Genomic DNA, 26,633 nt, shown 5'->3' with positions numbered 1-26,633 from the left:
TTCAATCACTTGAGTTCAATAGCTACGACCACAACCCTGCCCCATCGTGCCGAGCAGTGCGGCGCTTTTAGCCAGGGTGGCGCGAGTACGCGGTTCGACTATAAAGGATGCACGCTGTTTACGCCCGCGCGACTGCATGGTCGATAAATGAATCTCTGCGACCTTGCAGTTAATTGACGTATGACACTCGTGCAACGGAAAAGAGGTGCTAGCATAGAGCCATCAGTTCGACCTCAGCATGCAGCCTAACTAGTAGTCAGGATATGACCGAGCCAGAAGACCCCAGCCGTGAGCGTCTCAAGCACCATTTTGCCCAGCGGGTAATTCATCAGGCACGTCAAATTCTTGAGATCTGGCAGCGCCTGCAACGCAGCGAATGGTCGACCACTGACTTGTCCGAGCTCAGTGAGGCCAACCTGCGCCTGCTGCGTTTTGCCGAGCGCTTCGAGCAGCCGGAACACGGCCAGCTGGCGCACCAGATCGGCGCTTCACTCAAGGCGGTGGACGACAACCGCGGCCGCCTGAGCAGCCACCTGATCACCGAACTCAACCGTTTGATGCAGCGCCTGTCGCGCACCGGGCTGCGCCAGGGCGACCAGCTGGAACAAACCCTGCTGCCGCCGATGCGCAAGCCGATCTACGTGATGCTGGCCGATCACGACCGCGCCGACCGCCTGGCCAAGCAGCTGGAATTTTTCGGCTTGAGCGCCCAGTCCCTCGACAGCGTGGCGGCGTTTCGCTCATCCATGGCCGAGCGCTTGCCGGCGGCCATTGTGATGGATGTGGATTTCTGCGGCGCCGGCCTCGGCCTGAAGCTCGCCGCCGAAGCCCAGGAAGGCCTGGAGCAAAAGCTGCCACTGCTGTTTTTCAGCCTGCACGAAACCGACACCCCCACCCGCCTGGCCGCCGTGCGCGCCGGCGGCCAGGAGTTCCTCACCGGCACCCTGGAGGCGTCGAGCCTGCTGGAAAAAATCGAGGTGCTGACCTGCGTCGCCCAGTACGAACCTTATAAAGTGCTGATCATCGACGACTCGCGGGCCCAGGCGATGCACACCGAGCGCCTGCTCAACAGTGCCGGTATCGTTACCCGCACCCTGATCGAACCGATCCAGGCCATGGCCGAGCTGGCGGACTTCCAGCCCGACCTGATCATCCTCGACATGTATATGCCGGCCTGCACCGGTACCGAGCTGGCCAAGGTGATCCGTCACAATGACCGCTACGTCAGCGTGCCGATCATCTACCTCTCGGCCGAAGACGACCTGGACAAGCAACTGGACGCCATGAGCGAAGGCGGCGACGACTTCCTCACCAAGCCGATCAAGCCCCGGCACCTGATCACCACCGTACGCAACCGCGCCGCGCGGGCACGCAACCTCAAGGCGCGGATGGTGCGCGACAGCCTCACCGGGCTGTACAACCACACCCACATCCTGCAACTGCTCGAAGACTGCAGCTTCCGCGCGCGCCGCGAGAGCAAGCCACTGAGTTTTGCGATGCTCGACATCGACCACTTCAAGCGGGTCAACGACAGCCACGGCCACCCCATGGGCGACCGGGTGATCAAGAGCCTCGCGCTGTTTCTCAAGCAGCGCCTGCGCAAGACCGACTATATAGGCCGTTACGGCGGCGAAGAATTTGCCATCGTGATGCCCGACACCGACCTCGACAGGGCTTGCCAAGTACTTGACGAGATTCGCGGGCGCTTTGCCGAGATTCACTATCCCGCCCAGCCCCAGGATTTGTGGTGCACGTTCAGTGCCGGCGTGGTGGAGCTGTGTGATGGCTCCGACAGCCTGATGATGGCGGCCCAGGCCGACGAGGCGCTGTACCGCGCCAAGGATGCCGGGCGTAACCGGGTGATGTCGGCGCGTGCATCAAAGCAAAGTGCCACCTTTTCACCGGAATCCACCGAATCCGTCATAACTCTGTAATGGAAACGCAATAACTTCAGGCACTTACTTCTGCTGTCGGTTGAAACCACGCATGCGCCTGAAGCTGCTGACGAATCTGAACACCCTCCTTCTGGTCGCCGTTTGCCTGGCCCTGGGCGCTACGCTCTGGTGGTCGCAACGTGCCCTGGAACGGCCTTACCTGCTGATGGAGCGCTACCTTGGCCTGTCGCAGACGTTCCAGAACCAGGCCGCGCGCAATATCGACGATTACCTCGCCAGCGGCGACGCCCTGCGCCTGAGCAGCGCCAGCCAGAGCCTGGAAAACCTGTTGCAGCAGCTGGATGAGTTACCCGCAGAGCTGGCGCAAAACCTGCGCCCCAGCCTTGCCGACCTGGACACCTTCGGCAAGACCGACCTGCTGGCCGCCGGTAAGCTGGCCGGCGACCCGCAAGCCCTGCTGCTGCAAGCCGAACGCGAACTCGGTGCCAACCTGGAGCAATTGAACCAGTACGCCAGCGGCGTCAGTACGCCCGAGGCGGCGCGCTATCTGCCGCCGTTGCTCGCTGCGTCCCAGCACCTGGCGAAACTCTCCCTGGCCCGGGACAAGCTGGTGAGCAGCGGGCGCAGCGAACTGGCTGACGATGTGGAGCGCGAAGTCAGTAATATCCGCAGCCAGGCTGACGTGCTGGGGCAGTTGCCATTACTGGGGGTAACCGCCAGCAGCGAGTCCAGTACCGACGATTTCTCGGCCATGATGGGCCTGGAAAACACTGAAAAAACCGTGGCCCAGGACACCGGCGTCGACCTCAAGCGCGAACTCAACAGCCTGCTGACCCGCTACCCCGCCGAGCTGAAACGCACCCGCGAACAAATCCAGCAACGCACCGAACTGGCCACCGCCACCCACTTGAAAATCAACGCCGTGCAGCAAGCCATCGCCGGGCTGGAGCCTGTGGTGCGCGCCCAGCACGCGCAGATCCAGGGCGAAGTGCGGCTGATGCAAGGCGTGATGATCGGCCTGATTCTGCTGATCGCCCTCTTGATCGACACCTTGCAGCGGCGCCTGGCGCGGGTGCTGACCAACCTGGCGCCGGCCTTGTCCACCTGGGCCGAAGGTGACTTCAGCCAACACATTGCCCTGGGCAAGACCAACCGCGAACTGCACGATATCGAAGAGTCCCTGAACCGCCTGCGCGCCTACCTGGTGGACCTGGTGGGCACCATCAGAGGCAACGCCGAGCAAGTGGCCGGCAGCAGCAGCGCGCTGGCGGAGTTGAGCAGCGGCATGCACGACGGGGCCGAGCGCCAGGCCGGTGATACCGCGCAGATTCGCGATTCCCTGGGCGAACTGGAAGCGACTATCCAGCAGGTTGCCGGCGACGCCAGCCAGGCTGCCGAGGCCAGCCGCAGCGCGGGCCAGGCCGTCGAGCAGGGCCAACGGGTGATCGGCCTGAGCCTGACCGGGTTGCACGCATTGGTCGGCGAAGTGCAGATAAATGCGCAGATGATCGAGAAACTCGCCGAAGAGTCCGCGACCATCGGCGGCGTACTCACGGTGATTCGCTCGATTGCCGACCAGACCAACCTGCTGGCGCTGAACGCCGCCATCGAAGCCGCCCGGGCCGGTGAAGCCGGGCGCGGGTTCGCCGTGGTGGCCGATGAGGTGCGCTCCCTGGCCCAGCGCACCGCTGGCGCCACCGCCGAAATCCAGCACCTGATCGCCGGCCTGCAAACCGCCGCCCGGCAATCGGTGGAAGGCATGCGTGCCCAGGTCGAACACGCCGAGGCCACTGCCGAACAAGCCCAGGCGGCTGACGGCGCGCTGGATGAAATCGTCGGGGCGATCCAGACCATTTCCGACACCGCCGTGCGGATCGCCGATGTGACGGCCCAGCAAAGTGGCGCCGTGAGTGAAATCCGCGATAACAGCGAGCGGATTCACCAGCTGGGCGAGGACAACTTGCTGCGAATTGGCCAGGGACGCCGCCAGGGCGAGCACTTATTGGTACTAGGCGGGCAACTCAACACCGCCGTGCAGGCATTCCGCGTCTGACCGGCTCTCCCGTCTTGTGAAGATCAAAATGTGGGAGCGGGCTTGCTCGCGAAGGCGGCGCACCCGTCAACGCATGTGGCGGCTGAACCACCGCCATCGCAGGCAAGCCAGCTCCCACACTGACCGGATTCAGCCTTGCGGTCACATATTTTGCGCAATCCTCGCTAATCGTGCTGCCTACTGCATAGAACTGGACAGTCACAAAGCCTTTGCGGCATAGTCGCCGGGTTCTACCGTGCCCACATCAATAACAAGGAACAGCCGATGGCGACCTTACTGGTTCTTCACGGACCCAACCTGAACCTGCTCGGCACCCGCGAACCGGGCGTCTACGGGGCAGTGACCCTCGAACAGATCAACCTCGATCTGGAACGACGGGCACGTGATGCCGGCCACCATCTGCTCTACCTGCAAAGCAATGCCGAGTACGAACTGATTGATCGCATCCATGCCGCGCGCAGCGAAGGCGTGGACTTTATCCTGATCAATCCCGCCGCTTTTACGCACACAAGCGTTGCATTACGTGACGCGCTGCTGGCGGTGAGCATCCCATTCATCGAAGTGCATTTATCGAACGTGCACAAACGCGAACCTTTCCGCCATCACTCTTACTTCTCCGACGTTGCGGTAGGAGTGATCTGCGGCCTTGGCGCCAGCGGTTACCGACTGGCCCTGGAGGCCGCCCTGGAACAGCTTGAAGACACGGCCAAGCGCCCCTGACCGACCCTTTGGGAGTTGATGATTCATGGATATCCGTAAAGTTAAGAAACTGATCGAACTGCTGGAAGAATCCGGTATCGACGAGCTGGAGATCAAGGAAGGCGAGGAATCCGTACGGATCAGCCGTCACAGCAAGACCCCGGCCCAACAGTTCTACGCACCACAGATGCAAGCGCCGGCTCCGGCCGCTGCACCCGTGGCGGCTGCTCCGGTCGCGGCTGCTGCCGAAGCTCCGGCTGCTCCAAAACTGAACGGTTTCGTGGTCAAGTCGCCAATGGTCGGTACCTTCTACCGCACCCCGGCACCGACCTCGCCAGCCTTCGTTGAAGTCGGCGCAACCGTGAAAGTGGGCGACACCATCTGCATCGTTGAAGCGATGAAGATGATGAACCACATCACGGCGGAAAAAGCCGGCGTCATCGAATCCATCCTGGTAGAAAACGGTCAGCCGGTTGAGTACGACCAGCCGCTGTTCACCATCGTTTGAACCGCGGAGCGCCTTCGATGTTGAAACCTGCGAAGAAACTGCAAAAAGTCCTGATCGCCAACCGCGGCGAGATCGCGCTGCGTATCCTGCGCGCCTGTAAGGAAGAGGGCATCAAGACCGTCGCTGTTTACTCGACGGCCGATACCGAATTGATGCACGTGAAACTGGCGGACGAAAGCATCTGCATCGGCCCGCCACTGGCCACGAACTCGTACCTGAAAGTCTCGAACATCATCGCCGCCGCTGAAGTGACCGGCGCTGATGGCATCCACCCCGGCTACGGCTTCCTCGCGGAAAACGCCGATTTCGCCGAACAGGTGGAGAAATCCGGGTTTGCCTTCATCGGCCCGAAAGCCGAAACCATTCGCCTGATGGGCGACAAGGTATCGGCCAAGGACGCCATGATCGCGGCCGGCGTACCTACCGTTCCAGGTTCCGACGGCCCACTGCCTGAAGACGAGGCAACCGCCCTGCGCATTGGTCGCGAAGTCGGTTACCCGGTGATCATCAAGGCCGCCGGTGGCGGTGGTGGTCGCGGCATGCGCGTGGTGCACAAGGAAGAAGAACTGATCGAAGCCGCCAAGCAGACTCGCTCGGAAGCTGCCGCCTGGTTCGGCAACCCGATGGTCTACCTGGAAAAGTACCTGACCAACCCACGTCACGTGGAAGTGCAGGTACTGTCCGACGGCCAGGGCCACGCCATCCACCTGGGTGACCGCGATTGCTCGCTGCAACGTCGTCACCAGAAGGTACTGGAAGAGGCGCCGGCACCGGGCCTGGACGAAACAGCTCGCCAGGAAGTACTGGCTCGCTGCGTCAAGGCGTGCATCGACATCAACTACCGTGGCGCGGGCACTTTCGAGTTCCTGTACGAAAACGGCCGTTTCTACTTCATCGAGATGAACACTCGTGTGCAGGTAGAGCATCCGGTTTCGGAGATGGTCACCGGTATCGACATCGTCAAGGAGATGCTGAGCATCGCCGCTGGCAACAAGCTGTCGTTTACCCAGGATGATGTGAAGATCCACGGCCACTCCCTGGAGTGCCGGATCAACGCCGAAGACCCGAAAACCTTTATCCCAAGCCCTGGCCTGGTCAAGCATTTCCACGCGCCCGGCGGCAACGGCGTACGTGTGGATTCGCACCTGTACAGCGGCTACAAGGTTCCGTCCAACTACGACTCGCTGATCGGCAAGCTGATCACCTGGGGCGCCACCCGCGACGAGGCCATGGCCCGTATGCGTAATGCCCTGGACGAAATTGTGGTAGACGGCATCAAGACCAACATCCCGCTGCATCGGGACCTGGTTCGCGATGAAGGCTTCTGCGAAGGTGGTGTGAACATTCACTACCTGGAACACAAGCTGGCTAATCAGTAAGCGAAGTGCTCCACCCAACAAAGCCGCCTTCGGGCGGTTTTGTTGTTTCTGCCCACCCGATTTTTCTGGATGGATACATTCCCCTTGTGGGAGCGGGCTTGCTCGCGAATGCGGTGTGCCAGTCAACACATCCATTACTGACACACCGCATTCGCGAGCAAGCCCGCTCCCACATTTTGTTCTGTGTACACCAGCAGTACAGTCGTCTTCTGCTGTTCGCTCGCGTAAACTTGCGCGTCTTTCGCAGCCCTACCCCGCTGCACACTCATTTTTTCAAAGGTGCCCGCCATGCCTTGGCTGCAAGTCCGTCTCGCCATCAGCCCAGAACAAGCCGAAACCTACGAAGACGCGTTCCTCGAAGTGGGCGCCGTGTCGGTGACCTTCATGGACGCCGAAGACCAGCCGATCTTCGAACCCGAGCTCAACACCACCCCGCTGTGGTCCCACACCCATCTGCTGGCCCTGTTCGAAGACGGCACCGATGCCGCCAGCGTCCTGGCCCACATGGAACTGCTCACCGGCGGCCCGCTGCCGGAGCATCACAGCGAAATCATCGAAGACCAGGACTGGGAACGCAGCTGGATGGACAACTTCCAGCCAATGCGTTTTGGCCAGCGCCTGTGGATCGTGCCGAGCTGGCATGCCGCCCCCGAGCCTGACGCCGTGAACCTGCTGCTGGACCCGGGCCTGGCGTTCGGCACCGGCACCCACCCCACCACCGCGCTGTGCCTGGAATGGCTCGATGGCCAGGACCTGAAAGACTGCAACGTGCTGGACTTCGGCTGCGGTTCGGGGATCCTGGCGATCGCCGCCCTGCTGCTGGGCGCCAAGGAAGCGGTCGGCACCGATATCGACGTGCAAGCCCTGGAAGCCTCCCGCGATAACGCCGGGCGCAATAACATCGCCGAAGAGAAATTCCCGCTGTACCTGCCGGAGCAATTGCCCCAGGTGCAAGCCGACGTGCTGGTGGCCAATATCCTTGCCGGGCCGCTGGTTTCCCTGGCGCCGCAGCTGTCGAGCCTGGTCAAGCCGGGCGGCCGCCTGGCGCTGTCGGGCATCCTCGCCGAACAGGGCGAAGACGTTGCCGCCGCCTACGCCCAGGATTTTGAGCTGGATCCGATCGCCAACCGCGATGGCTGGGTACGCATCAGTGGTCGTCGGCGCTAGAATGAGCGCCTGCATGAATCGGATGGCCGCATGACCGACAGTTTCGTCACCCAGTGCCCACACTGCCAAGCACGCTTTCGCGTCAACCACGCTCAATTGAGCGTGGCCCGTGGCGTGGTGCGCTGTGGGTCGTGCCTGCAAGTGTTCAATGCCGCTCGCCAACTGCTGGAGCAGCGCGCCAATGCGCCCGCGCCCCAGGCACCACCTGCGGCAGAGCCGCCGGCAGCCGTAGAACCGCCACCCCAAGCGCCGCGAGCCATCAGCCAGAAGCAATGGACCGCCGAAGAGCTGGACCTGGATAACCTGGACCTCGACGTAGAACTGGCCAAGCTGGAACGTCGCGAGATCCAGCACACCCAGCCCGTGGGTGCCGACCGTCGCCAGCCCGGCGCCGATCGTCGGCAAAAGGAAGATGCCCTCAGCGCCAGCCGTGATACGGCCAAGGCCGAGGAAGAGCAATGGGCCTCCAGCCTGTTCAGCGAACCCCGGGATGAACGGGCCCAAGCCCCGCAAACGGCCGACGAGGAACCGCAACCGGCCAAGGCAAGCCCAGGCAAACCCAAGCGCACCGAACCGTCGATGTCGTTTGAAGCGGTAGAGCCGGACGACGAACCACCGCTGCACACAAGCACCACCGATGACGAACTCGACCCACCGGTAACCGCCGTAGCGGACGAGCCGGAACCCGAACAACCGGAACGCCCGCAGCCCAAACGCAAGCGCCCTCGCCCCGAGGCCGGCGCCCACGACGACCTGCTTTCGGACCTGGAAGACGACCCGCTGCACCTGTATTCACAGAAGCGTTCCTCCGGCTGGGGCCGCCGCCTGTTCTGGGGCTTGCTGGTGCTGCTGGCCGCCGCCGGCCTGGCGGGACAATACGTCGCCTACCAATTCGACGACCTGGCACGCCAGGACGCCTACCGTCCATGGTTCCAGGAACTGTGCCCGAAACTGGGCTGCACCGTGCCATCCCGGGTCGATATCGCCCACATCAAGAGCAGCAACCTGGTGGTGCGCAGCCACCCGGAGTTTGCCGGTGCCCTGGTGGTGGACGCGATCATCTATAACCGCGCGACATTCTCCCAACCGTTCCCGCTGCTGGAGCTACGCTTTGCCGACATGAACGGGAATATGATCGCCAGTCGTCGCTTCAAACCCGCCGAATACCTCAGCGGCGAGTTGGCAGGCGTGACCGAGATGCCCTCCCAGACGCCGATCCACATTGCCCTGGACATCCTCGACCCGGGCAACAAAGCGGTGAATTACAGCCTGAGCTTCCACTCCCCCGAGTGAAACGGCTGCCTGGCCGGTGCTTGACGGCAGATTATTGACTGCATCGCCTTTGACCAAACCTGCGGCGATAAGAAAATAACTGCTCAGATTTTATCCAATTCAGCCTTTATCCAGTCATCGAGAGCGGGTATCATGCCAACCCTTTTTCGAACTCTAATGATCCGGCCCCACAACAGGGAAGTCCTATGTCGGCGGTACGCATCGGCCCATACACATTGCACAACGGCTTGATCCTCGCCCCGATGGCGGGCGTCACCGACCAGCCCTTTCGTCAGCTTTGCAAGCGTTTGGGCGCAGGGCTTGTAGTCTCGGAAATGGTCACCAGCGACATGAGCCTATGGAACACCCGCAAATCGCGGATGCGCATGATCCACGAAGGTGATCCCGAGCCCCGCTCGGTACAGATCGCCGGCGGTGATGCGCAGATGCTGGCGGATGCGGCCCGGGCCAACGTGGAGTTGGGGGCGCAGATTATTGATATCAACATGGGTTGCCCGGCCAAGAAGGTCTGCAACAAGGCCGCAGGTTCTGCCCTGTTGAAGGATGAGCAGTTGGTGAGCGAGATCCTGCATGCCGTTGTCGCTGCAGTGGATGTGCCGGTCACCCTGAAGATCCGCACCGGTTGGGACCGGGACAACAAGAATGGCCTGACGGTGGCGAAGATCGCCGAGCAGGCGGGCATTACAGCGCTGGCGGTGCATGGCCGCACCCGCGCCGACCTTTACACCGGTGAAGCCGAGTACGACACCATTGCCGCGATCAAGCAGGCGGTGTCGATTCCCGTCTTTGCCAACGGCGACATCGACTCAGCCGAGAAAGCCCGGCGCGTGCTGCACGCGACCGGCGCCGATGGCCTGTTGATTGGCCGGGCTGCCCAGGGGCGGCCGTGGATTTTTCGTGAGATCGAGCATTTTCTGCGTACCGGCGAAACCTTGCCGGCACCGGAGCTGATCGAGGTGGAACGTATTCTGCTAGAGCATCTGGCCGCCCTGCACGCTTTCTACGGAGACGTGATGGGAGTACGCATTGCTCGCAAGCATGTGGGCTGGTATCTCGCAACCTTGCCGGGCGCCAGGGAGTTTCGCGCCCACTTCAATCGTTTGGATGATACGGAAGCACAGTGCGCCAACGTTCGTGAGTTCTTCTCCGAGCGTTACAAGAGCCTGGTGACAGGGGACGGAGAAGGGGTGGCCGCATGACGATGATGACCGAGACTTTAGTGAGTGGAACAACACCCGTGAGCGACAACGTCAATTTGAAACAGCACCTCAACACGCCGAGCGAAGAAGGCCAGACCCTTCGCGGGAGTGTCGAGAAGGCGCTGCACAATTATTTCGCCCACCTTGAGGGCGCTGCCGTCACGGACGTGTACAACCTGGTGCTCTCCGAAGTCGAAGCGCCGTTGCTCGAAAGCGTGATGAACTACGTCAAGGGCAACCAGACCAAGGCCAGTGAGCTGCTCGGTCTGAACCGTGGCACGCTGCGCAAGAAACTCAAGCAGTACGATTTGCTGTAAGCATTCAATCAAACCATAAAGGCGCCCGCGTAAAAACGGACGCCTTTTTTGCTGACTCCTTTGCTTTTGATGGAAATTGAAATGACCGACCAGACTACCCGCCTGCCGATCCGCCGTGCCTTGATCAGTGTCTCCGACAAGACCGGGATCCTCGAATTTGCCCGGGAGCTGGAAGCCCTGGGCGTGGAGATTCTCTCCACCGGCGGGACCTTCAAACTGCTGCAGGACAACGGCGTGGCCGCAGTGGAAGTGGCGGACTACACCGGTTTCGCAGAAATGATGGACGGTCGGGTCAAGACCCTGCACCCGAAAATCCACGGCGGGATCCTCGGTCGTCGCGGTATCGACGACGCCATCATGAGCGAGCACGGCATCAAGCCGATCGACCTGGTGGCCGTTAACCTGTACCCGTTCGAAGCCACCATCAACAAGCCAGGCTGCGACCTGCCGACCGCCATCGAAAACATCGATATCGGCGGCCCGACCATGGTTCGCTCGGCAGCCAAGAACCACAAAGACGTGGCCATCGTGGTGAACGCCAGCGACTACGCCAACGTACTGGAAAGCCTGAAAGCCGGCGGCCTGACCTACGCCCAGCGCTTCGACCTGATGCTCAAGGCCTTCGAACACACCGCTGCCTACGACGGCATGATCGCCAACTACATGGGCACCGTGAACCAGGCCGCTGAAACCCTCAGCACAGAAGGTCGCAGCCAGTTCCCGCGCACCTTCAACAGCCAGTTCATCAAGGCCCAGGAAATGCGCTACGGCGAGAACCCGCACCAGAGCGCGGCGTTCTACGTTGAGGCCAAGCCTGCTGAAGTCGGCATCGCCACCGCGACCCAACTGCAAGGCAAAGAGCTGTCGTACAACAACGTGGCCGACACCGACGCCGCGCTGGAATGTGTGAAGAGCTTCGTCAAGCCAGCCTGCGTGATCGTCAAGCACGCCAACCCGTGCGGCGTGGCCGTGAGCCCGGACGCTGAAGGCGGTATCCGCCAGGCCTACGAACTGGCCTACGCCACCGACACCGAGTCGGCCTTCGGCGGCATCATCGCCTTCAACCGTGAGCTGGACGCCGAGACCGCCAAGGCGATCGTCGAGCGTCAGTTCGTTGAAGTGATCATCGCGCCATCCGTCAGTGAAGAGGCTCGCGCCATCGTTGCCGCCAAGGCCAATGTGCGCCTGCTGGCGTGCGGCGAGTGGTCGGCCGAACGTGCCGCTGCCTGGGACTACAAGCGCGTCAACGGCGGCTTGCTGGTACAGAGCCGCGACATCGGCATGATCGGCAGCGCCGATCTGAAAGTGGTGACCAAGCGCGCCCCGACCGAACAGGAAATCAACGACCTGATCTTCGCCTGGAAAGTCGCCAAGTACGTTAAATCCAACGCCATCGTCTACGCCAAGAACCGCCAGACCATCGGTGTCGGCGCGGGCCAGATGAGCCGCGTGAATTCGGCACGCATCGCTGCGATCAAGGCAGAACATGCCGGCCTGCAGGTCGCCGGTTCGGTGATGGCGTCCGACGCATTCTTCCCGTTCCGTGATGGCCTGGACAACGCCGCGAAAGCCGGTGTTACCGCCGTGATCCAACCGGGCGGCTCGATGCGTGACGCAGAAGTGATTGCAGCGGCTGATGAAGCCGGCATTGCCATGGTCTTCACCGGCATGCGCCACTTCCGTCACTGATTGCTCGTTCCCACGCTCTGCGTGGGAATGCAGCCCGGGACGCTCCGCGTCCCAAAGCGTGACGCAGAGCGTCACAAGAGGCATTCCCACGCAGAGCGTGGGAACGGTCAGAATTCAGCGTCATCCGAGGTTTTTGAAATGAATGTTTTGATCATTGGCAGCGGTGGCCGTGAACACGCCCTGGCCTGGAAAGTTGCCCAGGACCCACGTGTCCAGAAAGTTTTCGTCGCCCCCGGCAACGCCGGTACCGCCATTGAAGCCAAGTGCGAAAACGTCGCCATCGACGTGTTGGCCCTTGAGCAACTGGCGGACTTTGCCGAGAAAAACGTTTCCCTGACCATCGTCGGCCCGGAAGTGCCCTTGGTAGCTGGCGTTGTGGACCTGTTCCGCAGCCGCGGCCTGGACTGCTTCGGCCCAACCGCCGGCGCTGCCCAGCTGGAAGGCTCGAAAGCCTTCACCAAGGATTTCCTGGCGCGCCACAAGATCCCGACCGCCGACTACCAGAACTTCACCGAGATCGAGCCGGCCCTGGCCTACCTGCGTGAAGTCGGTGCACCGATCGTGATCAAGGCCGACGGCCTGGCCGCCGGTAAAGGCGTGATCGTCGCGATGACCCTGGCTGAAGCCGAAGACGCCGTGCGCGACATGCTCGCCGGCAATGCTTTCGGTGAAGCCGGTTCGCGCGTAGTGATCGAAGAGTTCCTCGACGGCGAAGAAGCCAGCTTCATCGTAATGGTCGACGGCAAGAACGTCTTGCCGATGGCCACCAGCCAGGACCACAAACGCGTGGGTGACGGCGACAGCGGCCCGAACACCGGCGGCATGGGTGCCTACTCCCCGGCGCCAGTGGTAACCGCCGAAGTGCACAAGCGCGTGATGGACCTGGTCATCTGGCCAACCGTGCGCGGCATGGCCGACGAAGGCAATGTGTACACCGGTTTCCTGTACGCCGGCTTGATGATCGACAAGGCCGGCAATCCGAAAGTCATCGAGTTCAACTGCCGCTTCGGCGACCCGGAAACCCAACCGGTGATGCTGCGCCTGCAATCGAGCCTGGTGCTGTTGGTTGAAGCTGCGCTGGCCCAGGCCCTGGACAAGGTCGAAGCCCAGTGGGACCCGCGCCCGAGCGTCGGCATCGTGCTGGCCGCCGGCGGCTACCCGGCCGACTACGCCAAGGGCGATGTGATTGAAGGTCTGGACGCGGCTGCTACGCTGGAAGGCAAGGTGTTCCACGCGGGCACCGCGCTCAAGGATGGCAAGGTCGTCACCGCCGGTGGTCGCGTACTGTGCGCAACCGCCATGGGCAGCAGCGTAGATGCCGCCCAGCAACAGGCTTACAAGCTGGCGGCGAAGATCGACTGGAAAGGCTGCTTCTACCGCACCGACATTGGCTACCGCGCCATTGCCCGTGAGCGTGGCGAAAGTCAGTAAACAGCTATCCGTTCGGTTAGGCAGGGGCCTCTGGCCCTTGCCCTACGCTTGTGGCCCCGCGCATAGTTATACCCATGCATCAACCTACGAAGGGATTTCGCCGTGCGCTGGCTCAGGATCGCCATAGGTTTCACTGTCAGTCTGCTGACCTTGCTCTGCTTGCTCCCGGCCCAGGCCGCCGCACAAGGCAGTGGCTGGGCAGTATTGCTTGATGAACAGGCCGATCTGCAACTGAGCGACATCCGCTCGCCCCGCTACATCAATCAATTCAGCCCCATCGAACTGGACCGGATTACCGCCGCGCAACCGGACGGTGCGTTGTGGGTACGCTTCAGGCTGCAACCCGGCAAACACGAGCAAGTGCTGCGGGTATTCGCCCCTGACCTGTCACACCTGAACCTGTATGTACTCGACGGCGACACCCTGGTGGAGCAGGAAGCTACCGGCACCCGCCAGCCCCAGGCCGAGCGCCCGCTGCCCAGCAGCGACTTCATGCTGCCGATGCCGCAAAGCCAGAAGCCGCTGGACGTGTACCTGCGCATGGTCTCGGAACACGAGCTGCGCCCCTACATCACCCTTGAGCCGGCCGTGCTGGCTGCGGCCAACCAGAACCAGACGCTGATCTACGGGCTGCTGTTCGGTTGCCTGGTGATGCTGATCCTGCACAACCTCACCCGCTACGCCTACCATCGCTCCCGCAGCAGCCTGTGGCTCGCCGCCTGCGAATTGCTGTTGCTGCTCAGCCTTGCGCTGCTGCTCAACGTGCTGGGCCCGTGGTTGCCGAACTGGCACGCGGTACAAACCCCCGGTGCCTACCTCGCCCTGCTGCTGACCGCGCCGTGCGGGCTGATGTTTGCCTACCGCTTCTTTGCGCCACTGGGCCCGCATCCGCTGAACAAGCTGTTGATGGCCGACATCCTGCTGATCGTCCTGACCGGCCTGTTGCTGCTGTTCGTCAACACCTTGCCCCTGAACATCATCACCTACGCCCTGGTGGCGCTGGCCGGCCTGAGCATGTTGTTCGTCTCGGCCTATCACTGGCAAAAGGGCTACCGCCCGGCGCGCCTGTTCATGCTGGCGATGGTGATCTTCAACATCGGCACGCTGATTATTCTCCCGGCCTTGCTGGGCCTGACGCTGGTGCCGCCACAAGGCTTGATCATCACCCTGCTCGGCTTTATCTGCCTCAGTGGCCTGTTGATGAGCCTGGCCCTGGGCGAACGCCAGCGCGCCATCACCGAAGACAACTTCAGCCTCAGCCGCGACCTGGCGGCCAGCAACGCCGAAATCGCCGCCAAGGCCGAATTCCTGGCGAAGATCAGCCACGAAATCCGCACCCCCATGAACGGCGTGCTGGGCATGACCGAACTGCTGCTGGGCACCCCGCTTTCAGTCAAGCAACGCGACTACGTGCAAACCATCCACAGCGCCGGCAACGAACTGCTCACCCTGATCAACGAGATTCTCGACATCTCCAAGCTGGAATCCGGGCAGATCGAATTGGACGATGTGCAGTTCGACCTCAACGCGCTGATCGAAGACTGCCTGAGTATTTTCCGCGCCAAGGCCGAGCAGCAGAACGTCGAGCTGATCAGCTTTATCCAGCCCCAGGTACCCCGGGTGATCAGCGGCGACCCGACGCGGCTGCGCCAGGCACTGTTGAGCCTGCTGGAAAATGCCCTGCAAAAAACCGATGAAGGCGAAGTACTGATCGTCGTCGCACTGGACGAGCGCAGCAGCAAACCGCGCCTGCGCATTGCCGTGCAAGACAGCGGCCTGCCGATGGAACCCGCCGAGCGCGACGCCCTGCTGCACAGCGAGTTGCACAGCAAGAACTTCCTCTCTGCCACCCGCCTGAGCGGCCATCTGGGCCTGGTCATTGCCCGCCAGCTGATCCTGTTGATGAACGGCGAATTCGGCATCAAAAGTGGCAGCCAGCAAGGCAGCACCCTGTGGCTGACCTTGCCGCTGGACCCGGAACGCCTGGAGCACCCGACCTCCGACCTCGACGGCCCGCTCAAGGGCGCGCGCGTGCTGGTGGTGGACGACAACGACACTTGCCGCAAAGTGCTGGTGCAGCAATGCACGGCCTGGGGCCTGAACGTGAGTGCCGTGCCTTCGGGCAAGGAAGCCCTGGCGCTGCTGCGCACCAAGGCGCACCTGCGGGACTATTTCGACGTGGTGCTGCTGGACCAGAACATGCCCGGCATGACCGGCATGCAACTGGCGGCGAAGATCAAGGAAGACCCGAGCCTGAACCACGACATCCTGCTGATCATGCTCACCGGCATCAGCAATGCGCCGAGCAAGATCATCGCGCGCAACTGCGGGATCAAGCGCATCCTCGCCAAACCCGTGGCCGGCTATACCCTCAAGACCACCCTTGCCGATGAGTTGACCCAGCGCAGCAAGGGCTCCGTGCAACCACGCCAGCCGGCGATCAGCGCGCCGGCCCCGGTGACCGTGCCGAGTGATTTCCGGATCCTGGTGGCGGAGGACAACAGCATCTCCACCAAGGTGATTCGCGGCATGCTCGGCAAGCTCAACTTGCAGCCCGACACCGCCAGCAACGGCGAAGAAGCCCTGCAGGCAATGAAGGCCCAGCGCTACGACCTGGTGTTGATGGACTGTGAAATGCCGATCCTCGACGGCTTCTCCGCGACCCAGCAACTGCGGGCATGGGAGGTCAGCAACCAGCGGATTCGTACGCCAATCGTGGCACTCACCGCGCACATTCTTTCGGAACATAAAGAGCGTGCACGCCAGGCCGGGATGGACGGGCACATGGCCAAGCCGGTGGAGTTGTCGCAATTGCGCGAGCTGGTGGAGTACTGGGTAGCACAGCGGGCACAACGCCCCGAGCACGCCCCGACTTCCTGACACGCCCAACCTGTAGGAGCGAGCTTGCTCGCGAAGAACCTGAGAGCGCCGCGTTAAACCAGAAAGCCCGCGTTATCGTTAACGACCTTCGCGAGCAAGCTCGCTCCTACAGGGGATCAGTGCAGCCCGTTCGTCACAGGCCTGATAAACTCCCGCTCGCCCTCCTTCGCTGCGAGCTCCCACCATGCTCCACGTGCTATTCAGCGTTTACCTGAAGATGCTGGTGCTCTACAGCCCCTTCTTCGTGCTCTCCTGCTTTATCAGCCTGACTCGCGGGTACTCCAGCAAGGAGCGGCGGCGCCTGGCCTGGAAAGTGGCCCTCGCCACCCTGGTATCGAGCGTGTTGCTCTACCTGTTCGGCCGGGTGATTTTCAGTGTGTTCGGCATCACCGTCGACGCCTTCCGCATCGGCGCCGGCAGTGTGCTGTTCATCTCGGCCCTGGGCATGGCCCAGGGCAAGTCAGCGGTGCAGACCGACAACGTGCAGCAGGACGTGACCATCGTGCCGCTGACCATTCCCCTGACCGTCGGCCCCGGCACCATCGGTGCGCTGCTGGTGATGGGCGTCAGCCAGCCGCACTGGGACGACAAGATCACCGCGATCCTCAGTATCGCCCTGGCCAGCCTGACGGTGGGCGTGGTGCTGTACCTGTCCAACCGTATCGAACGCATCCTCGGCGACCAGGGCTTGCAGATTGTCAGCCGGTTGATGGGGCTGTTCGTGTGCGCCCTGGCCGCACAAATCATCTTCACCGGTGTACGCGGTTACCTGGTGCCGTAGATCAAATCCTGTAGTTGGCGATAGCCAGGCGGACCTTGTCCCCTGCGCTGTCCCGCAGCAGTTGAATCGTGTCTTCGTTGACCACCGAGCTGTTCAGCACCAGGCACGTGCGGCCACTGAAGGCCTCGACGGATGCACTGTCCCACTCCAGAAACGGTATGCCCAGTTGCTTGCTGACGCCGTGGGAGCTGTACGTCACCAGCACCATCGAAACTTCCCCGGCGATTTCCGAGCAGGACGCCAAGCCGAAATCGCCACCGTCACGCGTGGTGGTATTTCGCTTGAATAACTCAAATGAGGCCGGGAGCTGCTTCAAGGCTTCAACCGCCTCCGCCACCCGTTTGGGCAATACACTGATCAGCGGCCCCGACAGAAACGTCGAGGCCACGGTGGCCGCCATCAGGTTCAGCGCCGCCAACTGCACCGACAGCCCCTTGCGAGAGGTGTACACCCGCTCGAAACTGCTCCTGACCGGCATCCAGCCGAGGCTGCTCATGACCTTGATGAATTCGTTGTACCAGGCCTCTGTGCCCCGGGCGACCCGCAGCACATCGCTGACGTAGCTGCTCGCCAGCAAATAGCTTTTGCGGGTGTACTCCTTGTTGAGGCTGGTCATGCCTTGCACAAACGACATGACGCTGTTGTTCACCACCGCCGCGTCCAGCTCATCATCCGCCTCGGGCTTCACCGGCGCGCTCAACCCCGACGCCAGGCCGGGCGCGCCCGGAAGCCGGTAAGCGGCAATCAGCTTCCTCCTTTTTGCGCTGTTGATCCGTTTGTTGTTTCGCTCCATAGCCATTTCTCCATAACCCCCAACATGGGGCTCAACGCCAACACTAGTCGACTTGCCGGGGATTTTGAGCTGCTGGAAATTGACCACGGGACGCGCCACGACCCGCAGGAAAAATCACCGCAGGCGGCGCAGTTGAGTAAACGCTGGGGATGAGGCGGCGGCACACAAAAGCGCCGTGCTTTTCTTCAAGCCGTAGAGAAAGGTATGACTTGAGCCGATGCAAAAAAACCTCGGCAAGCAGACCTTTCCGGCATCAATGACTGACGTTTCAAGGCGGCCCCATGGCGGGGCCGCCGTTGTTTTCAGGAGGCGGGTTTCTCGCCGTACCAACGTGGCGTGTAGACCCACTCGCCACCACCTGCCCGCGCAAAGACGCAGGTGGTGGACGAACCGATCAGCACCATGGTGCGCATGTCCACCTGCTCCGGCGTCAGTTGCCCCAGGGTGGTGACTCGCAGGGTCTGGCCCGGGCGACCGATGTCACGGCCCAATACCACCGGTGTTTCAGGCGTGCGGTGCTGCGCGACGATTTCCAGGGCGCGTCCCAACTGCCAGGGCCGCGCACGGGAGATCGGGTTATAGAACGCCAGCGCCAGGTCGGCCTGGGACGCCAGGTCCAGGCGCTTCTCGATGATCGACCAGGGTTTGAGGTTGTCCGACAGTGACATCACACAGAAGTCATGCCCCAGCGGGGCACCTGCCTGGGCTGCCGTGGCGAGGGATGCCGATACGCCCGGCAAAATCTCCAGGTCGACCTGATGCCAGGCCGGGTCGCTGGACTCGTGCAAGGCTTCGATCACCGCGGCGGCCATGGCGAATACACCCGGGTCACCCGAGGAAACCACCACCACCGAACGACCCTGCGCCGCCAGCTCAAAGGCATGACGCGCGCGCTGCATCTCTTCGCGATTGTCGGTGCAATGCTGGATCTGGTCCGCGCGGAACGGCCCGGCCATGCGCACATAGGTTTCGTAACCCAGCACGTCGGTGCAGCGGGCCAGCTCGGCTTTTACTGCCGGTACCATCAGTTCGGCAGCGCCGGGGCCCAAGCCGATCACCGCGAGGCGGCCACGGGGACGACCGATCAGGGACAGGTCCAGAGGGGCCTCGGCCACCGTGATCGCGATATCCGCCTGAGGCGCCAGATCGGCGAAGCGCAATGGCACGCCCAGCTCCAACGCCGCCTCGTGCAATGACGAATCGGCCATCTCCGTTTCAGCCGCCAGCAGGCAAGCCAGGGACTGCACGGCGAGCCCGGCATCCTGCAACGCCGCACGAATTCGCCCGGCCAGTTGCGGCCCCGGCTGGCAGGTAACCAGCACCGTCTTCGGATAAATCAGCAACTCATTGGCCGCAGGTGTGCGCTCGGCACTGCCGACGTGAATCGCCAGGCGCGCCTGTTGATCCTGGGGCAAGTTGGCCTGATCCAGCCACGGCGCCGCGCCTTCAATGCGTACTGATTCGCCAGCCAGCAAATCCGAGACAAAGCGTTTGCCCAGCTCCAGATCCCCCAGTTGATAACCATGGGGCGGGTTAAGCAGGCAGGTACCAAAACGCAGCTCGCCACTGGTGGTGATCGCGGCGGCAACGTCCAGGGCAGCGGCGATTTCCCGCGCCATCACGTTCACGCCACCGAGGCCACCGAGCAGCGGCACTACCGCGCTGCCGTCTTCGGCGACGGCCAGCACAGCAGGCTCGACGCCCTTCTCCAGCAACAGCGGCGCCAGGGTGCGGATCACAATCCCGGCGGCGCACAGGGCGATGATCGGCGTGCCCTGTTGATACAACTGGCGCACGCTGGCGCCGAATTCGTTATAGGCCTGATCTGCGCCCTCGACCCGCCCGGCCAGGCCGTGAATCAGTGCGTCGGGATACACCTGCTGGATAGCGCGGGCCGTGGCGAGGCTGCCCTGCCCCAGGATGACAATCGCGGGAGCCGTCATCAGCCTTGCCACCTTTCACCAGGAACGATGATCAACGAGAAATACGGCGAGGACGTCGGATCGACCTGATCCAGAGCGACGATTTTCTGATTGGCCATGGTCGCGCGCTCGACGTACAACGCCCGGCTCGCCAATCCCAATTCTTCCAGTACCTGACGCACCTTGGTGAAGTTGCGCCCCAGCTTCATGATCACCGCCGCATCGGCATCCGCCAGGCGACGCTTGAGTTCGTCATGGGGCAGCACGCCGGAAAGCACCGACAGGCTCTGGTTGCGATACACCAACGGTGCGCCCAGTACAGAGGCGCCACCGAGCATCGAGCACACACCCGGGATCACCTGGGCTTCGTAGCGCTCGGCCAGGCGGTCGTGCAAATACATGTAGGAGCCGTAGAAGAACGGGTCGCCTTCACAGATCACCGCCACATCGCGCCCCGCGTCCAGGTGTGCCGCAACGTCGACACTGGCGGTGTCGTAGAAATCGCTGATCACTTGCTCGTAGGACAGCGGCGCCGGCAACACTTCAGTGGTCACCGGGTACACCAGCGGCATCAGGGTTTGCTGGGGCACCAAATGGTCTTCGATGATGCCGAAAGCGTTGCCCTTCTTGCCCTTGGCCACGAAGTACGCCACCACCGGCGATTCGCGCAGCAGGCGCAGGGCTTTGAGGGTAATCAGTTCCGGATCGCCGGGGCCTACGCCCAGGCCAATCAAACGTCCGCGTGCCGGCATTATTCGACCTCCGTGGCCAAGGCGTTGACCGCGGCGGCGGCCATCGCACTGCCGCCAAGGCGGCCCTGCATGATCACGAACGGTACGCCGCGGCTGTCTGCCGCCAGCATCGCCTTGGATTCGGCGGCGCCGACAAAGCCCACCGGGAACCCGAGGATCAGTGCAGGTTTTGGCGCGCCGGCGTCGAGCATTTCCAGCAGGTAAAACAGCGCTGTCGGCGCATTGCCGATCACCACCACACTGCCTTCCAGGTGCGGGCGCCACAGCTCCAGGGCGGCGGCGGAACGGGTGTTGCCCAACTCGCGGGCCAACTCCGGCACGCTGTCGTCGCGCAGGGTGCAGATCACCTGATTGTTGGCCGGCAGGCGCGTACGGGTCACGCCTTCGGAGACCATCCGCGCATCACACAGGATCGGCGCGCCAGCGGCCAGGGCTTCGCGCCCGGCCTTGCCGGCACCTTCGGAAAATTGCAGGCCGTCGATGGCGTCGACCATGCCGCAGGCATGAATCACCCGCACCGCGAGTTTTTCCAGGTCGGCAGGGATGCGATCAAGCCGGGCTTCTGCGCGAATGATCGCGAAGGAGTTGCGATAGATCTCCTGACCGTCGCGGATGTAATCAATCATCGGTGTTGCTCCGTGGGTGAGCGCGCAACAAGGCGCCCGCCGCTTCAATAGAAAGAGTGCGCGCGTGCAGGCGGCCGAAACCGGGCAGGCCTGCGTCGCGAAAATAGAGGTCGTAGTGGCCGGGACTTACCGCCAGCAGGGTGACCGGCGCGGTGTGTGCGGCCGCGCAGGAACGCGGGCAGCCGGACAGGTGCACGCTGTGGCCGGGCGCAAGCGTTGCCAATTGCAGGGCGTCGGTCTTGGTGTCGGCCAGGCCTTTGGCGCAGCCGCTGGAGCCGGTGCAGGCGATCATCCGTGCGAGGGGTTGGTCCACCGAACACAAAAAGCCAAGCTGTTCGAGGCGTTCGGTGACAGCCGCCGCATCCTGGATATTGGGCAGCAGCAGGCCTTGCCATGGCGTGACACGCAAGGTGGCGTCGCCATGGTCGACGGCCAGCTGCGCAGCGCCCCTGAGCATCGCCGAATCCAGGCGGCCCAAGGGTGCGACGGCGGCGACGTAGACCTGGTTTTTTTGGCGCTGTGGATAACTTCCCAGGTGCAGCGGCGCGGGGTTGGAGTGCCTTGAAAAGCCATCAACCGGCTGCAATGGCATATTCAGCTGCCGCAAAAAGTTATCCACAGCGGTTTCAGCCAGCAGGTGGCGCATGCGGGTTTGATCAGGCCGGGCCAGTTCAAGGAACCGCTCCAGCACCGCCACCACCAGTGCATGCCCTTGCGCCAAAGGTACCGCCGCCAAGGGCGCATCCCGCGCCGGGCAGCCTGCCAGGCCGAATGCCAACAGCGTGTTGCCATTGGCATCGAAGGCTGACAGCCACAGGTCGTGATGATGCTCGAGCATGGCCAGGGCTTCACCGCCGTCCAGTTGCACGGCGAACTTGGCCGACAGCTCATGGAAACGCGGGTGGGTTTCCAGGATGGTGAGGATCTGGTCGGCCAACGGTCGGGTATCGAACAGCATCTCGCGGTCAATGCCGGCACTGGGGCTCAGCATCAGGTTGCGCACATCATCACCGGCGGCACGCTTGGGGCCCAGGTCGGCGGCCAGCAAGGCGGCGATCAATGCATCCTGTTCGGCGCCGATCCCGCGAATCTGCAGGTTGGCGCGGTTGGTCGCCTCGATCACCCCGCCGGCATGGGCCTGGGCGGCGTCGGCCACGGCAAACGCCTGCTCGGCACGGATCGAACCGCCCGCCAGTTTGATGCGGCAAATCCCGCCATCCAACGCCTGGACAATACGCAGCAACCCCGGACAGGCCGAGGGGCGCAAGGTATTGGACGGTGGTATTGGTTTCACGGGGCTACCGGTTCACGGGTAAAGGCGCGGTATTATGCCTGCTTTGTCCGGCGGCATGAAAAGCCTGCCCGTCGGATGTCGTTCAAGGAATTCATATGTCGCCCTGGCTGACGGTAGTAGGCATCGGTGAAGACGGCTTCAAGGGCCTGGGCAGAAACGCCCGGCACGCCCTGTTGCGCGCCTCGCGCATTATTGGCGGGCAACGCCAGCTGGACTTGTTGCCGGTGTGCATCCGTGGCGAACGCCAGGTGTGGCCCAGCCCGTTTTCCCTGGAGCCGGTGCTGGCCAGGCGTGGTGAAGCGGTGTGCGTGCTGGCCAGCGGCGACCCGATGTTCTATGGCGTGGGTGCGAGCCTGGCGCGGCAGGTGCCGGCCGATGAGCTGCTGATTCTGCCGGCGCCCTCTTCCGTGTCCCTGGCGGCGGCGCGTCTGGGCTGGCCGTTGCAAGAGGTAGTGACGCTGTCGGTGGTTGCCCGGCCGATGGCGGCGCTGAATGCGCATCTGGCCAGCGGCGTGCGTTTGCTGGTGCTGAGCAATGACGGCCAGAGCCCGGCGGCGATTGCCACACAATTGGCCGAGCGCGGGTTTGGCGCAAGTCGCCTGAGTGTGTTTGAACACCTCGGCGGGCCGGATGAGCGGCGCATCGACGGCATCGCCCGGGATTGGCCTGGCGAACCGATTGCCGCGTTGAATCTGCTGGCCATCGACTGCGTGGCCGACGCCAACACAGCGCGCCTGTCACGCCTGGCAGGGCTGCCGGACTCGGCCTTCAGGCACGACGGCCAACTGACCAAGCGCGACGTGCGCGCCATGACCCTCGCCCGCCTCGCGCCGATGCCCGGCGAACTGCTGTGGGACGTGGGCGCGGGCAGCGGCTCCATCGGGATCGAATGGATGCGCGCCCACCCCAGCTGCCGCGCCCTGGCCATCGAGGCCGATGAAGGCCGGCAACTGTTGATCGAACACAACCGTGACGCCCTTGGCGTACCCGGCCTGCAACTGATTCGCGGCACCGCGCCCCACGCACTCGCTGGCCTGGAAGCGCCCGACGCCATCTTCATCGGCGGCGGCGTCACCCGCGACGGCGTGCTCGACACTTGCTGGCAACACCTGCGTCCGGGCGGCCGGCTGGTGGCCAACGCCGTGACCCTGCAAAGTGAAATGCCCCTGATGGCCTGGCGCGAACAACACGGCGGCGAGCTGACCCGCATTCATGTGGCCCATGCCCAACCGCTGGGAGACTTTGATACCTGGCGCCAGGCGCTGCCGATCACCCTGCTGGAAGTGATCAAGCCGCTATGAAACGCATCCTGCTGTTGGGCGGCGTGACGGAAGCCCTGGCCATCGCCCGCACACTGGGGCCCGAGCATGTCTACAGCCTGGCGGGTGTTGGCCGCGTTCCCACCGACCTTACGTGCCAGGTGCGCGTCGGTGGCTATGGCGGCGCGGAAGGTTTGGCGCAGTTCATTCGCGATGAAGGTATCGAGCTGGTGCTGGACGCGACCCATCCGTATGCCGCACAGATCAGCGCCAACGCCGCCCGTGCTGCGGGTGTGTGTGGCATTCCCTGCTGGGCCCTGCGCCGCCCGGCGTGGCAGCCACAGGCGGATGATGACTGGCGCGAAGTCGGTGACTGGGCGGAGTTGATTGAAGCTCTGAAACCCTTCAAGCGACCACTGTTCACGCTGGGCCGTGAACCGTTACAACACCTCGACGAAATCCCCGCCGAGCAGTTCTGGACACTGCGCGCACTGGATGTGTACCCCGGCAATGAACGCTGCGAAGTGATTGGCGCCCGTGGGCCGTTTTTGATCGAGGATGAACGGGCGCTGTTTGAGCGGCGGCAGATTGATGTGCTGATCAGCAAGAACAGCGGCAGCACGGCTACCGAGCCGAAGCTGGAAGTGGCACGGGAGCGGGGGGTGCCGGTGTTGGTGTTGAGGCGGCCGGTGTTGTCGAGGGTGAATCGGGAGTTCACGAGTGTCGTCTCCCTGCTCTTGGCCATACAGTCGCAGTAGACGGGTTGCTCAAGCATCTGATGCTGTTCGCATCCTGTGGGCACTCTTTATCGTCGATGATTATCACACGCTCATACAATCATCAGGTCAACCTACCGTAGGACTCACGATCATGAAGCGCTACATTATCGGTGTCCGAGAACCAGATGGATCGCCTCCGCCTGGATTGCCATTGGCTCTGACAACTCAAAGCAACGCAAGACAACCGTAACTGACCAATAAACGTATTCCTGGATGAAGAGTTGAAGCGATGGCGACACGTAAACTCACCACGCCCCAACAGGCCGACGTCCTGCTGACCGAACTGCGTAGCCTGATCGAATCTGCCCGCCAGCATGTCGCACGGACCGCTAATGCCACACAGACGATGCTGTACTGGCATGTCGGGCTGTGCGTCCAGCGTGAAGTACTGAAAAACGAGCGTGCAGAATATGGCGAGCAAATTGTGTCGACGCTGTCGACACAATTGGTGGCAGAGTACGGTCAGGCGTTCGGCGCACGTAGCCTGCGCCGCATGGTGCAGTTCGCCGAGGTGTTCCCCGATGAGGATATGGTTTCGACGCTATCGCAGGCATTGAGCTGGAGCCACTTCATCGAAGTCCTGCCGCTCAAACAGCCGCTGGAACGTGAGTATTATGCCGAGCTGTGCCGCGTGGAACGCTGGAGCGTACGCACCTTGCGCGAGCGCATCGCCAGTCAGTTGTATCTGCGTACGGCCATAGCCAAGAAACCCGAAGTCGTGGTGAAGGCTGAAATAAACCACCTGCGTACAGGTGGACAGATGACTCCCGATCTCGTATTCCGCGACCCGTACATGCTCGACTTTCTGGGTTTGCCTCACGATTACAGCGAGCGCGATCTGGAAGACGCCATCTTGCGCGAGATGGAGCGCTTCCTGCTGGAGCTGGGAGTGGGTTTTACCTTCGTGGCACGGCAGAAGCGTATCAGCGTCGGCTCGGATGATTTCTATCTCGACTTGCTGTTCTACCACCGTCACCTAAAACGGCTGGTAGCGGTGGAGTTGAAACTGGAGAAATTCAAACCCGCACACAAGGGGCAGATGGAGCTTTACCTGCGCTGGCTAGACAAACACGACCGCGCGGCAGGCGAGGAAGCACCCATCGGCCTGATTCTGTGCGCTGCCCGCGATTCCGAGCAGGTGGAACTGCTGGACTTGGGTGCAGCCAACATCCACGTGGCCGAATATCTTGCCCACATCCCCGATTTAAAGACTTTGCAGGTGCAGTTGCATCGCGCCGTGGAACTGGCACGTGAACGTAGCGCGCAGACCGCTTTACCCTCTTCAGAAGCCTTTGACATTGATGCGCAGGGATCGGTCCAGCCTAAACCAAGACGGAGAAAGAAGGGAGGCGATGCATGAAACCCTGCGCGTTGCTGCTATCTCGCTCGCGGTAGCGATAACGCAGTAAACAGTGATCGTTCCGCCCAGCGCAGGAACGATCACTTATCAGGCTGTTAGCTCCTCGCGGCAGCCGTCTGTCCGGCTGCATCGTGCACCCGATCAGCCAGTAACTCCGCCAGCTCGATCAACTGAGCGACGCCCAACAACTCCTCTCGCTTCGATCCTTCCAGGCTAAACGCCAAGTCGCAACTCAGCGCATTGGCCGAGGCGAGTGTTTCAATGAGGTTGACCAACAGGTCTTCGGTGCTGATTCCATCGGCTACGGTGAACAGCCGAAAAGGGGGATTGGGGGTAGGTTTAATCATTGTGAAGCTCCGGAGAAGTACAAAGGAGCTACCACTGATCGCCGCGATGCGATGGGGGTGGTAGCTGAACGCGGGTTCGCGGACCGGCTCTCCAGAACACCGGCATACCCGAAGGTATCCCGCGCACAGCCACCATAGCGCCGCACAGTAGACGATAAAAAAGCGCCAACTGAAAGGACAGGATGACGCTTTTGCGTCTGAAGAAATCCG

General features: G+C 62.5%; 21 protein-coding genes and 1 pseudogene. 16 read left to right on the top strand and 6 right to left on the bottom strand.

The features are described from left to right. The first annotated feature begins 263 nt into the window (after positions 1 to 263). The 13 genes and pseudogenes from HX814_RS15140 (at position 264) to HX814_RS15080 (ending at position 17,291) form a co-directional block, all read left to right on the top strand. Entirely contained in the window at positions 264 to 1,934 is a 1,671-nt protein-coding gene (locus HX814_RS15140) for a PleD family two-component system response regulator (protein WP_008439016.1), read from the top strand. A 1,519-nt stretch (positions 1,935 to 3,453) separates the two neighbouring features. Next, positions 3,454 to 3,948, top strand: a pseudogene (locus HX814_RS31695) (methyl-accepting chemotaxis protein); the annotation flags it as partial. Positions 3,949 to 4,212: 264 nt separating this feature from the next. Beyond that, positions 4,213 to 4,668 (top strand): type II 3-dehydroquinate dehydratase, encoded by a 456-nt coding sequence (gene aroQ / locus HX814_RS15130; protein WP_003217307.1) that lies wholly within the window; start codon positions 4,213 to 4,215, stop codon positions 4,666 to 4,668. Between the two features lie 25 nt (positions 4,669 to 4,693). Next, positions 4,694 to 5,155 carry an acetyl-CoA carboxylase biotin carboxyl carrier protein gene (accB, locus tag HX814_RS15125; protein WP_003217309.1) on the top strand — a complete coding sequence of 154 codons (462 nt, stop codon included), beginning with the start codon at positions 4,694 to 4,696 and terminating at the stop codon, positions 5,153 to 5,155. 17 nt (positions 5,156 to 5,172) lie between these two features. Then, positions 5,173 to 6,534 carry an acetyl-CoA carboxylase biotin carboxylase subunit gene (gene accC, locus HX814_RS15120; RefSeq protein ID WP_003217312.1) on the top strand — a complete coding sequence of 454 codons (1,362 nt, stop codon included), beginning with the start codon at positions 5,173 to 5,175 and terminating at the stop codon, positions 6,532 to 6,534. Positions 6,535 to 6,822: 288 nt separating this feature from the next. Beyond that, positions 6,823 to 7,701: a 50S ribosomal protein L11 methyltransferase gene (gene prmA / locus HX814_RS15115; protein WP_003217316.1), complete on the top strand. Its 879-nt coding sequence runs from the start codon at positions 6,823 to 6,825 to the stop codon at positions 7,699 to 7,701. Positions 7,702 to 7,731: 30 nt separating this feature from the next. Then, positions 7,732 to 8,994, top strand: coding sequence for a DUF3426 domain-containing protein (locus tag HX814_RS15110; protein WP_177008339.1), 1,263 nt, complete (start codon positions 7,732 to 7,734; stop codon positions 8,992 to 8,994). A 185-nt stretch (positions 8,995 to 9,179) separates the two neighbouring features. After that, positions 9,180 to 10,193: a tRNA dihydrouridine synthase DusB gene (gene dusB / locus HX814_RS15105; protein ID WP_003217321.1), complete on the top strand. Its 1,014-nt coding sequence runs from the start codon at positions 9,180 to 9,182 to the stop codon at positions 10,191 to 10,193. After that, positions 10,190 to 10,510, top strand: coding sequence for a DNA-binding transcriptional regulator Fis (fis, locus tag HX814_RS15100; protein WP_003186237.1), 321 nt, complete (start codon positions 10,190 to 10,192; stop codon positions 10,508 to 10,510). The genes dusB and fis overlap by 4 nt, the downstream gene beginning before the upstream one ends. 81 nt (positions 10,511 to 10,591) lie before the next feature. Beyond that, complete coding sequence (gene purH / locus HX814_RS15095) at positions 10,592 to 12,199, top strand: bifunctional phosphoribosylaminoimidazolecarboxamide formyltransferase/IMP cyclohydrolase (protein ID WP_008439025.1); 1,608 nt, start codon at positions 10,592 to 10,594, stop codon at positions 12,197 to 12,199. Between the two features lie 138 nt (positions 12,200 to 12,337). After that, positions 12,338 to 13,630, top strand: a complete 1,293-nt coding sequence (gene purD, locus HX814_RS15090; RefSeq protein ID WP_003217326.1) for a phosphoribosylamine--glycine ligase — start codon at positions 12,338 to 12,340, stop codon at positions 13,628 to 13,630. Positions 13,631 to 13,732: 102 nt separating this feature from the next. Next, positions 13,733 to 16,510, top strand: a complete 2,778-nt coding sequence (locus HX814_RS15085; protein WP_102606175.1) for a hybrid sensor histidine kinase/response regulator — start codon at positions 13,733 to 13,735, stop codon at positions 16,508 to 16,510. Positions 16,511 to 16,694: 184 nt separating this feature from the next. Continuing rightward, positions 16,695 to 17,291: a MarC family protein gene (locus HX814_RS15080; RefSeq protein WP_003217330.1), complete on the top strand. Its 597-nt coding sequence runs from the start codon at positions 16,695 to 16,697 to the stop codon at positions 17,289 to 17,291. Between the two features lies 1 nt (position 17,292). Here the strand turns inward: HX814_RS15080 and HX814_RS15075 are convergent, their stop codons facing one another. From HX814_RS15075 to cobG, 5 genes are all read right to left on the bottom strand, one after another. After that, a complete protein-coding gene (locus tag HX814_RS15075; protein ID WP_102606174.1) occupies positions 17,293 to 18,084 on the bottom strand; it encodes a hypothetical protein in 792 nt (263 codons plus the stop codon). A 302-nt stretch (positions 18,085 to 18,386) separates the two neighbouring features. Beyond that, complete coding sequence (cobJ, locus tag HX814_RS15070; RefSeq protein ID WP_177008338.1) at positions 18,387 to 20,027, bottom strand: precorrin-3B C(17)-methyltransferase; 1,641 nt, start codon at positions 20,025 to 20,027, stop codon at positions 18,387 to 18,389. Beyond that, entirely contained in the window at positions 20,027 to 20,758 is a 732-nt protein-coding gene (locus HX814_RS15065) for a precorrin-2 C(20)-methyltransferase (RefSeq protein ID WP_003217336.1), read from the bottom strand. Before HX814_RS15065 ends, cobJ begins: the two co-directional genes overlap by 1 nt. Further along, positions 20,758 to 21,384, bottom strand: a complete 627-nt coding sequence (locus HX814_RS15060) for a precorrin-8X methylmutase (RefSeq protein ID WP_003217338.1) — start codon at positions 21,382 to 21,384, stop codon at positions 20,758 to 20,760. The genes HX814_RS15065 and HX814_RS15060 overlap by 1 nt, the downstream gene beginning before the upstream one ends. Then, a complete protein-coding gene (cobG, locus tag HX814_RS15055; RefSeq protein ID WP_371318524.1) occupies positions 21,377 to 22,678 on the bottom strand; it encodes a precorrin-3B synthase in 1,302 nt (433 codons plus the stop codon). The genes HX814_RS15060 and cobG overlap by 8 nt, the downstream gene beginning before the upstream one ends. Positions 22,679 to 22,773: 95 nt before the next feature. Between cobG and cbiE the strand changes: the two genes are divergently transcribed. From cbiE to HX814_RS15040, 3 genes are all read left to right on the top strand, one after another. Then, entirely contained in the window at positions 22,774 to 23,979 is a 1,206-nt protein-coding gene (cbiE, locus tag HX814_RS15050; protein WP_177008337.1) for a precorrin-6y C5,15-methyltransferase (decarboxylating) subunit CbiE, read from the top strand. Then, a complete protein-coding gene (locus HX814_RS15045) occupies positions 23,976 to 24,695 on the top strand; it encodes a cobalt-precorrin-6A reductase (protein ID WP_177008336.1) in 720 nt (239 codons plus the stop codon). The genes cbiE and HX814_RS15045 overlap by 4 nt, the downstream gene beginning before the upstream one ends. 250 nt (positions 24,696 to 24,945) lie before the next feature. Beyond that, positions 24,946 to 26,076 (top strand): YhcG family protein, encoded by a 1,131-nt coding sequence (locus HX814_RS15040; protein ID WP_177008335.1) that lies wholly within the window; start codon positions 24,946 to 24,948, stop codon positions 26,074 to 26,076. A gap of 95 nt (positions 26,077 to 26,171) precedes the next feature. Here the strand turns inward: HX814_RS15040 and HX814_RS15035 are convergent, their stop codons facing one another. Further along, complete coding sequence (locus HX814_RS15035; protein ID WP_087693137.1) at positions 26,172 to 26,423, bottom strand: DUF6124 family protein; 252 nt, start codon at positions 26,421 to 26,423, stop codon at positions 26,172 to 26,174. Between the last annotated feature and the right edge of the window lie 210 nt (positions 26,424 to 26,633).

The organism is Pseudomonas sp. C8002, from assembly GCF_013385765.1.
Taxonomy (GTDB): domain Bacteria; phylum Pseudomonadota; class Gammaproteobacteria; order Pseudomonadales; family Pseudomonadaceae; genus Aquipseudomonas.
Note: the sequence above shows the minus strand (reverse complement) of the source record. Positions and strands in the feature narration are given on the sequence as shown.

Bases quoted from the DNA above. Each gene is read 5' to 3' on its own strand.
- HX814_RS15140 (WP_008439016.1), top strand. From the start codon at position 264: ATGACCGAGCCAGAAGACCCCAGCCGTGAGCGTCTCAAGCACCATTTT.
- aroQ (WP_003217307.1), top strand. From the start codon at position 4,213: ATGGCGACCTTACTGGTTCTTCACGGACCCAACCTGAACCTGCTCGGC.
- accB (WP_003217309.1), top strand. From the start codon at position 4,694: ATGGATATCCGTAAAGTTAAGAAACTGATCGAACTGCTGGAAGAATCC.
- accC (WP_003217312.1), top strand. From the start codon at position 5,173: ATGTTGAAACCTGCGAAGAAACTGCAAAAAGTCCTGATCGCCAACCGC.
- prmA (WP_003217316.1), top strand. From the start codon at position 6,823: ATGCCTTGGCTGCAAGTCCGTCTCGCCATCAGCCCAGAACAAGCCGAA.
- HX814_RS15110 (WP_177008339.1), top strand. From the start codon at position 7,732: ATGACCGACAGTTTCGTCACCCAGTGCCCACACTGCCAAGCACGCTTT.
- dusB (WP_003217321.1), top strand. From the start codon at position 9,180: ATGTCGGCGGTACGCATCGGCCCATACACATTGCACAACGGCTTGATC.
- fis (WP_003186237.1), top strand. From the start codon at position 10,190: ATGACGATGATGACCGAGACTTTAGTGAGTGGAACAACACCCGTGAGC.
- purH (WP_008439025.1), top strand. From the start codon at position 10,592: ATGACCGACCAGACTACCCGCCTGCCGATCCGCCGTGCCTTGATCAGT.
- purD (WP_003217326.1), top strand. From the start codon at position 12,338: ATGAATGTTTTGATCATTGGCAGCGGTGGCCGTGAACACGCCCTGGCC.
- HX814_RS15080 (WP_003217330.1), top strand. From the start codon at position 16,695: ATGCTCCACGTGCTATTCAGCGTTTACCTGAAGATGCTGGTGCTCTAC.
- HX814_RS15075 (WP_102606174.1), bottom strand. From the start codon at position 18,084: ATGGAGCGAAACAACAAACGGATCAACAGCGCAAAAAGGAGGAAGCTG.
- cobJ (WP_177008338.1), bottom strand. From the start codon at position 20,027: ATGACGGCTCCCGCGATTGTCATCCTGGGGCAGGGCAGCCTCGCCACG.
- HX814_RS15065 (WP_003217336.1), bottom strand. From the start codon at position 20,758: ATGCCGGCACGCGGACGTTTGATTGGCCTGGGCGTAGGCCCCGGCGAT.
- HX814_RS15060 (WP_003217338.1), bottom strand. From the start codon at position 21,384: ATGATTGATTACATCCGCGACGGTCAGGAGATCTATCGCAACTCCTTC.
- cbiE (WP_177008337.1), top strand. From the start codon at position 22,774: ATGTCGCCCTGGCTGACGGTAGTAGGCATCGGTGAAGACGGCTTCAAG.
- HX814_RS15045 (WP_177008336.1), top strand. From the start codon at position 23,976: ATGAAACGCATCCTGCTGTTGGGCGGCGTGACGGAAGCCCTGGCCATC.
- HX814_RS15040 (WP_177008335.1), top strand. From the start codon at position 24,946: ATGGCGACACGTAAACTCACCACGCCCCAACAGGCCGACGTCCTGCTG.
- HX814_RS15035 (WP_087693137.1), bottom strand. From the start codon at position 26,423: ATGATTAAACCTACCCCCAATCCCCCTTTTCGGCTGTTCACCGTAGCC.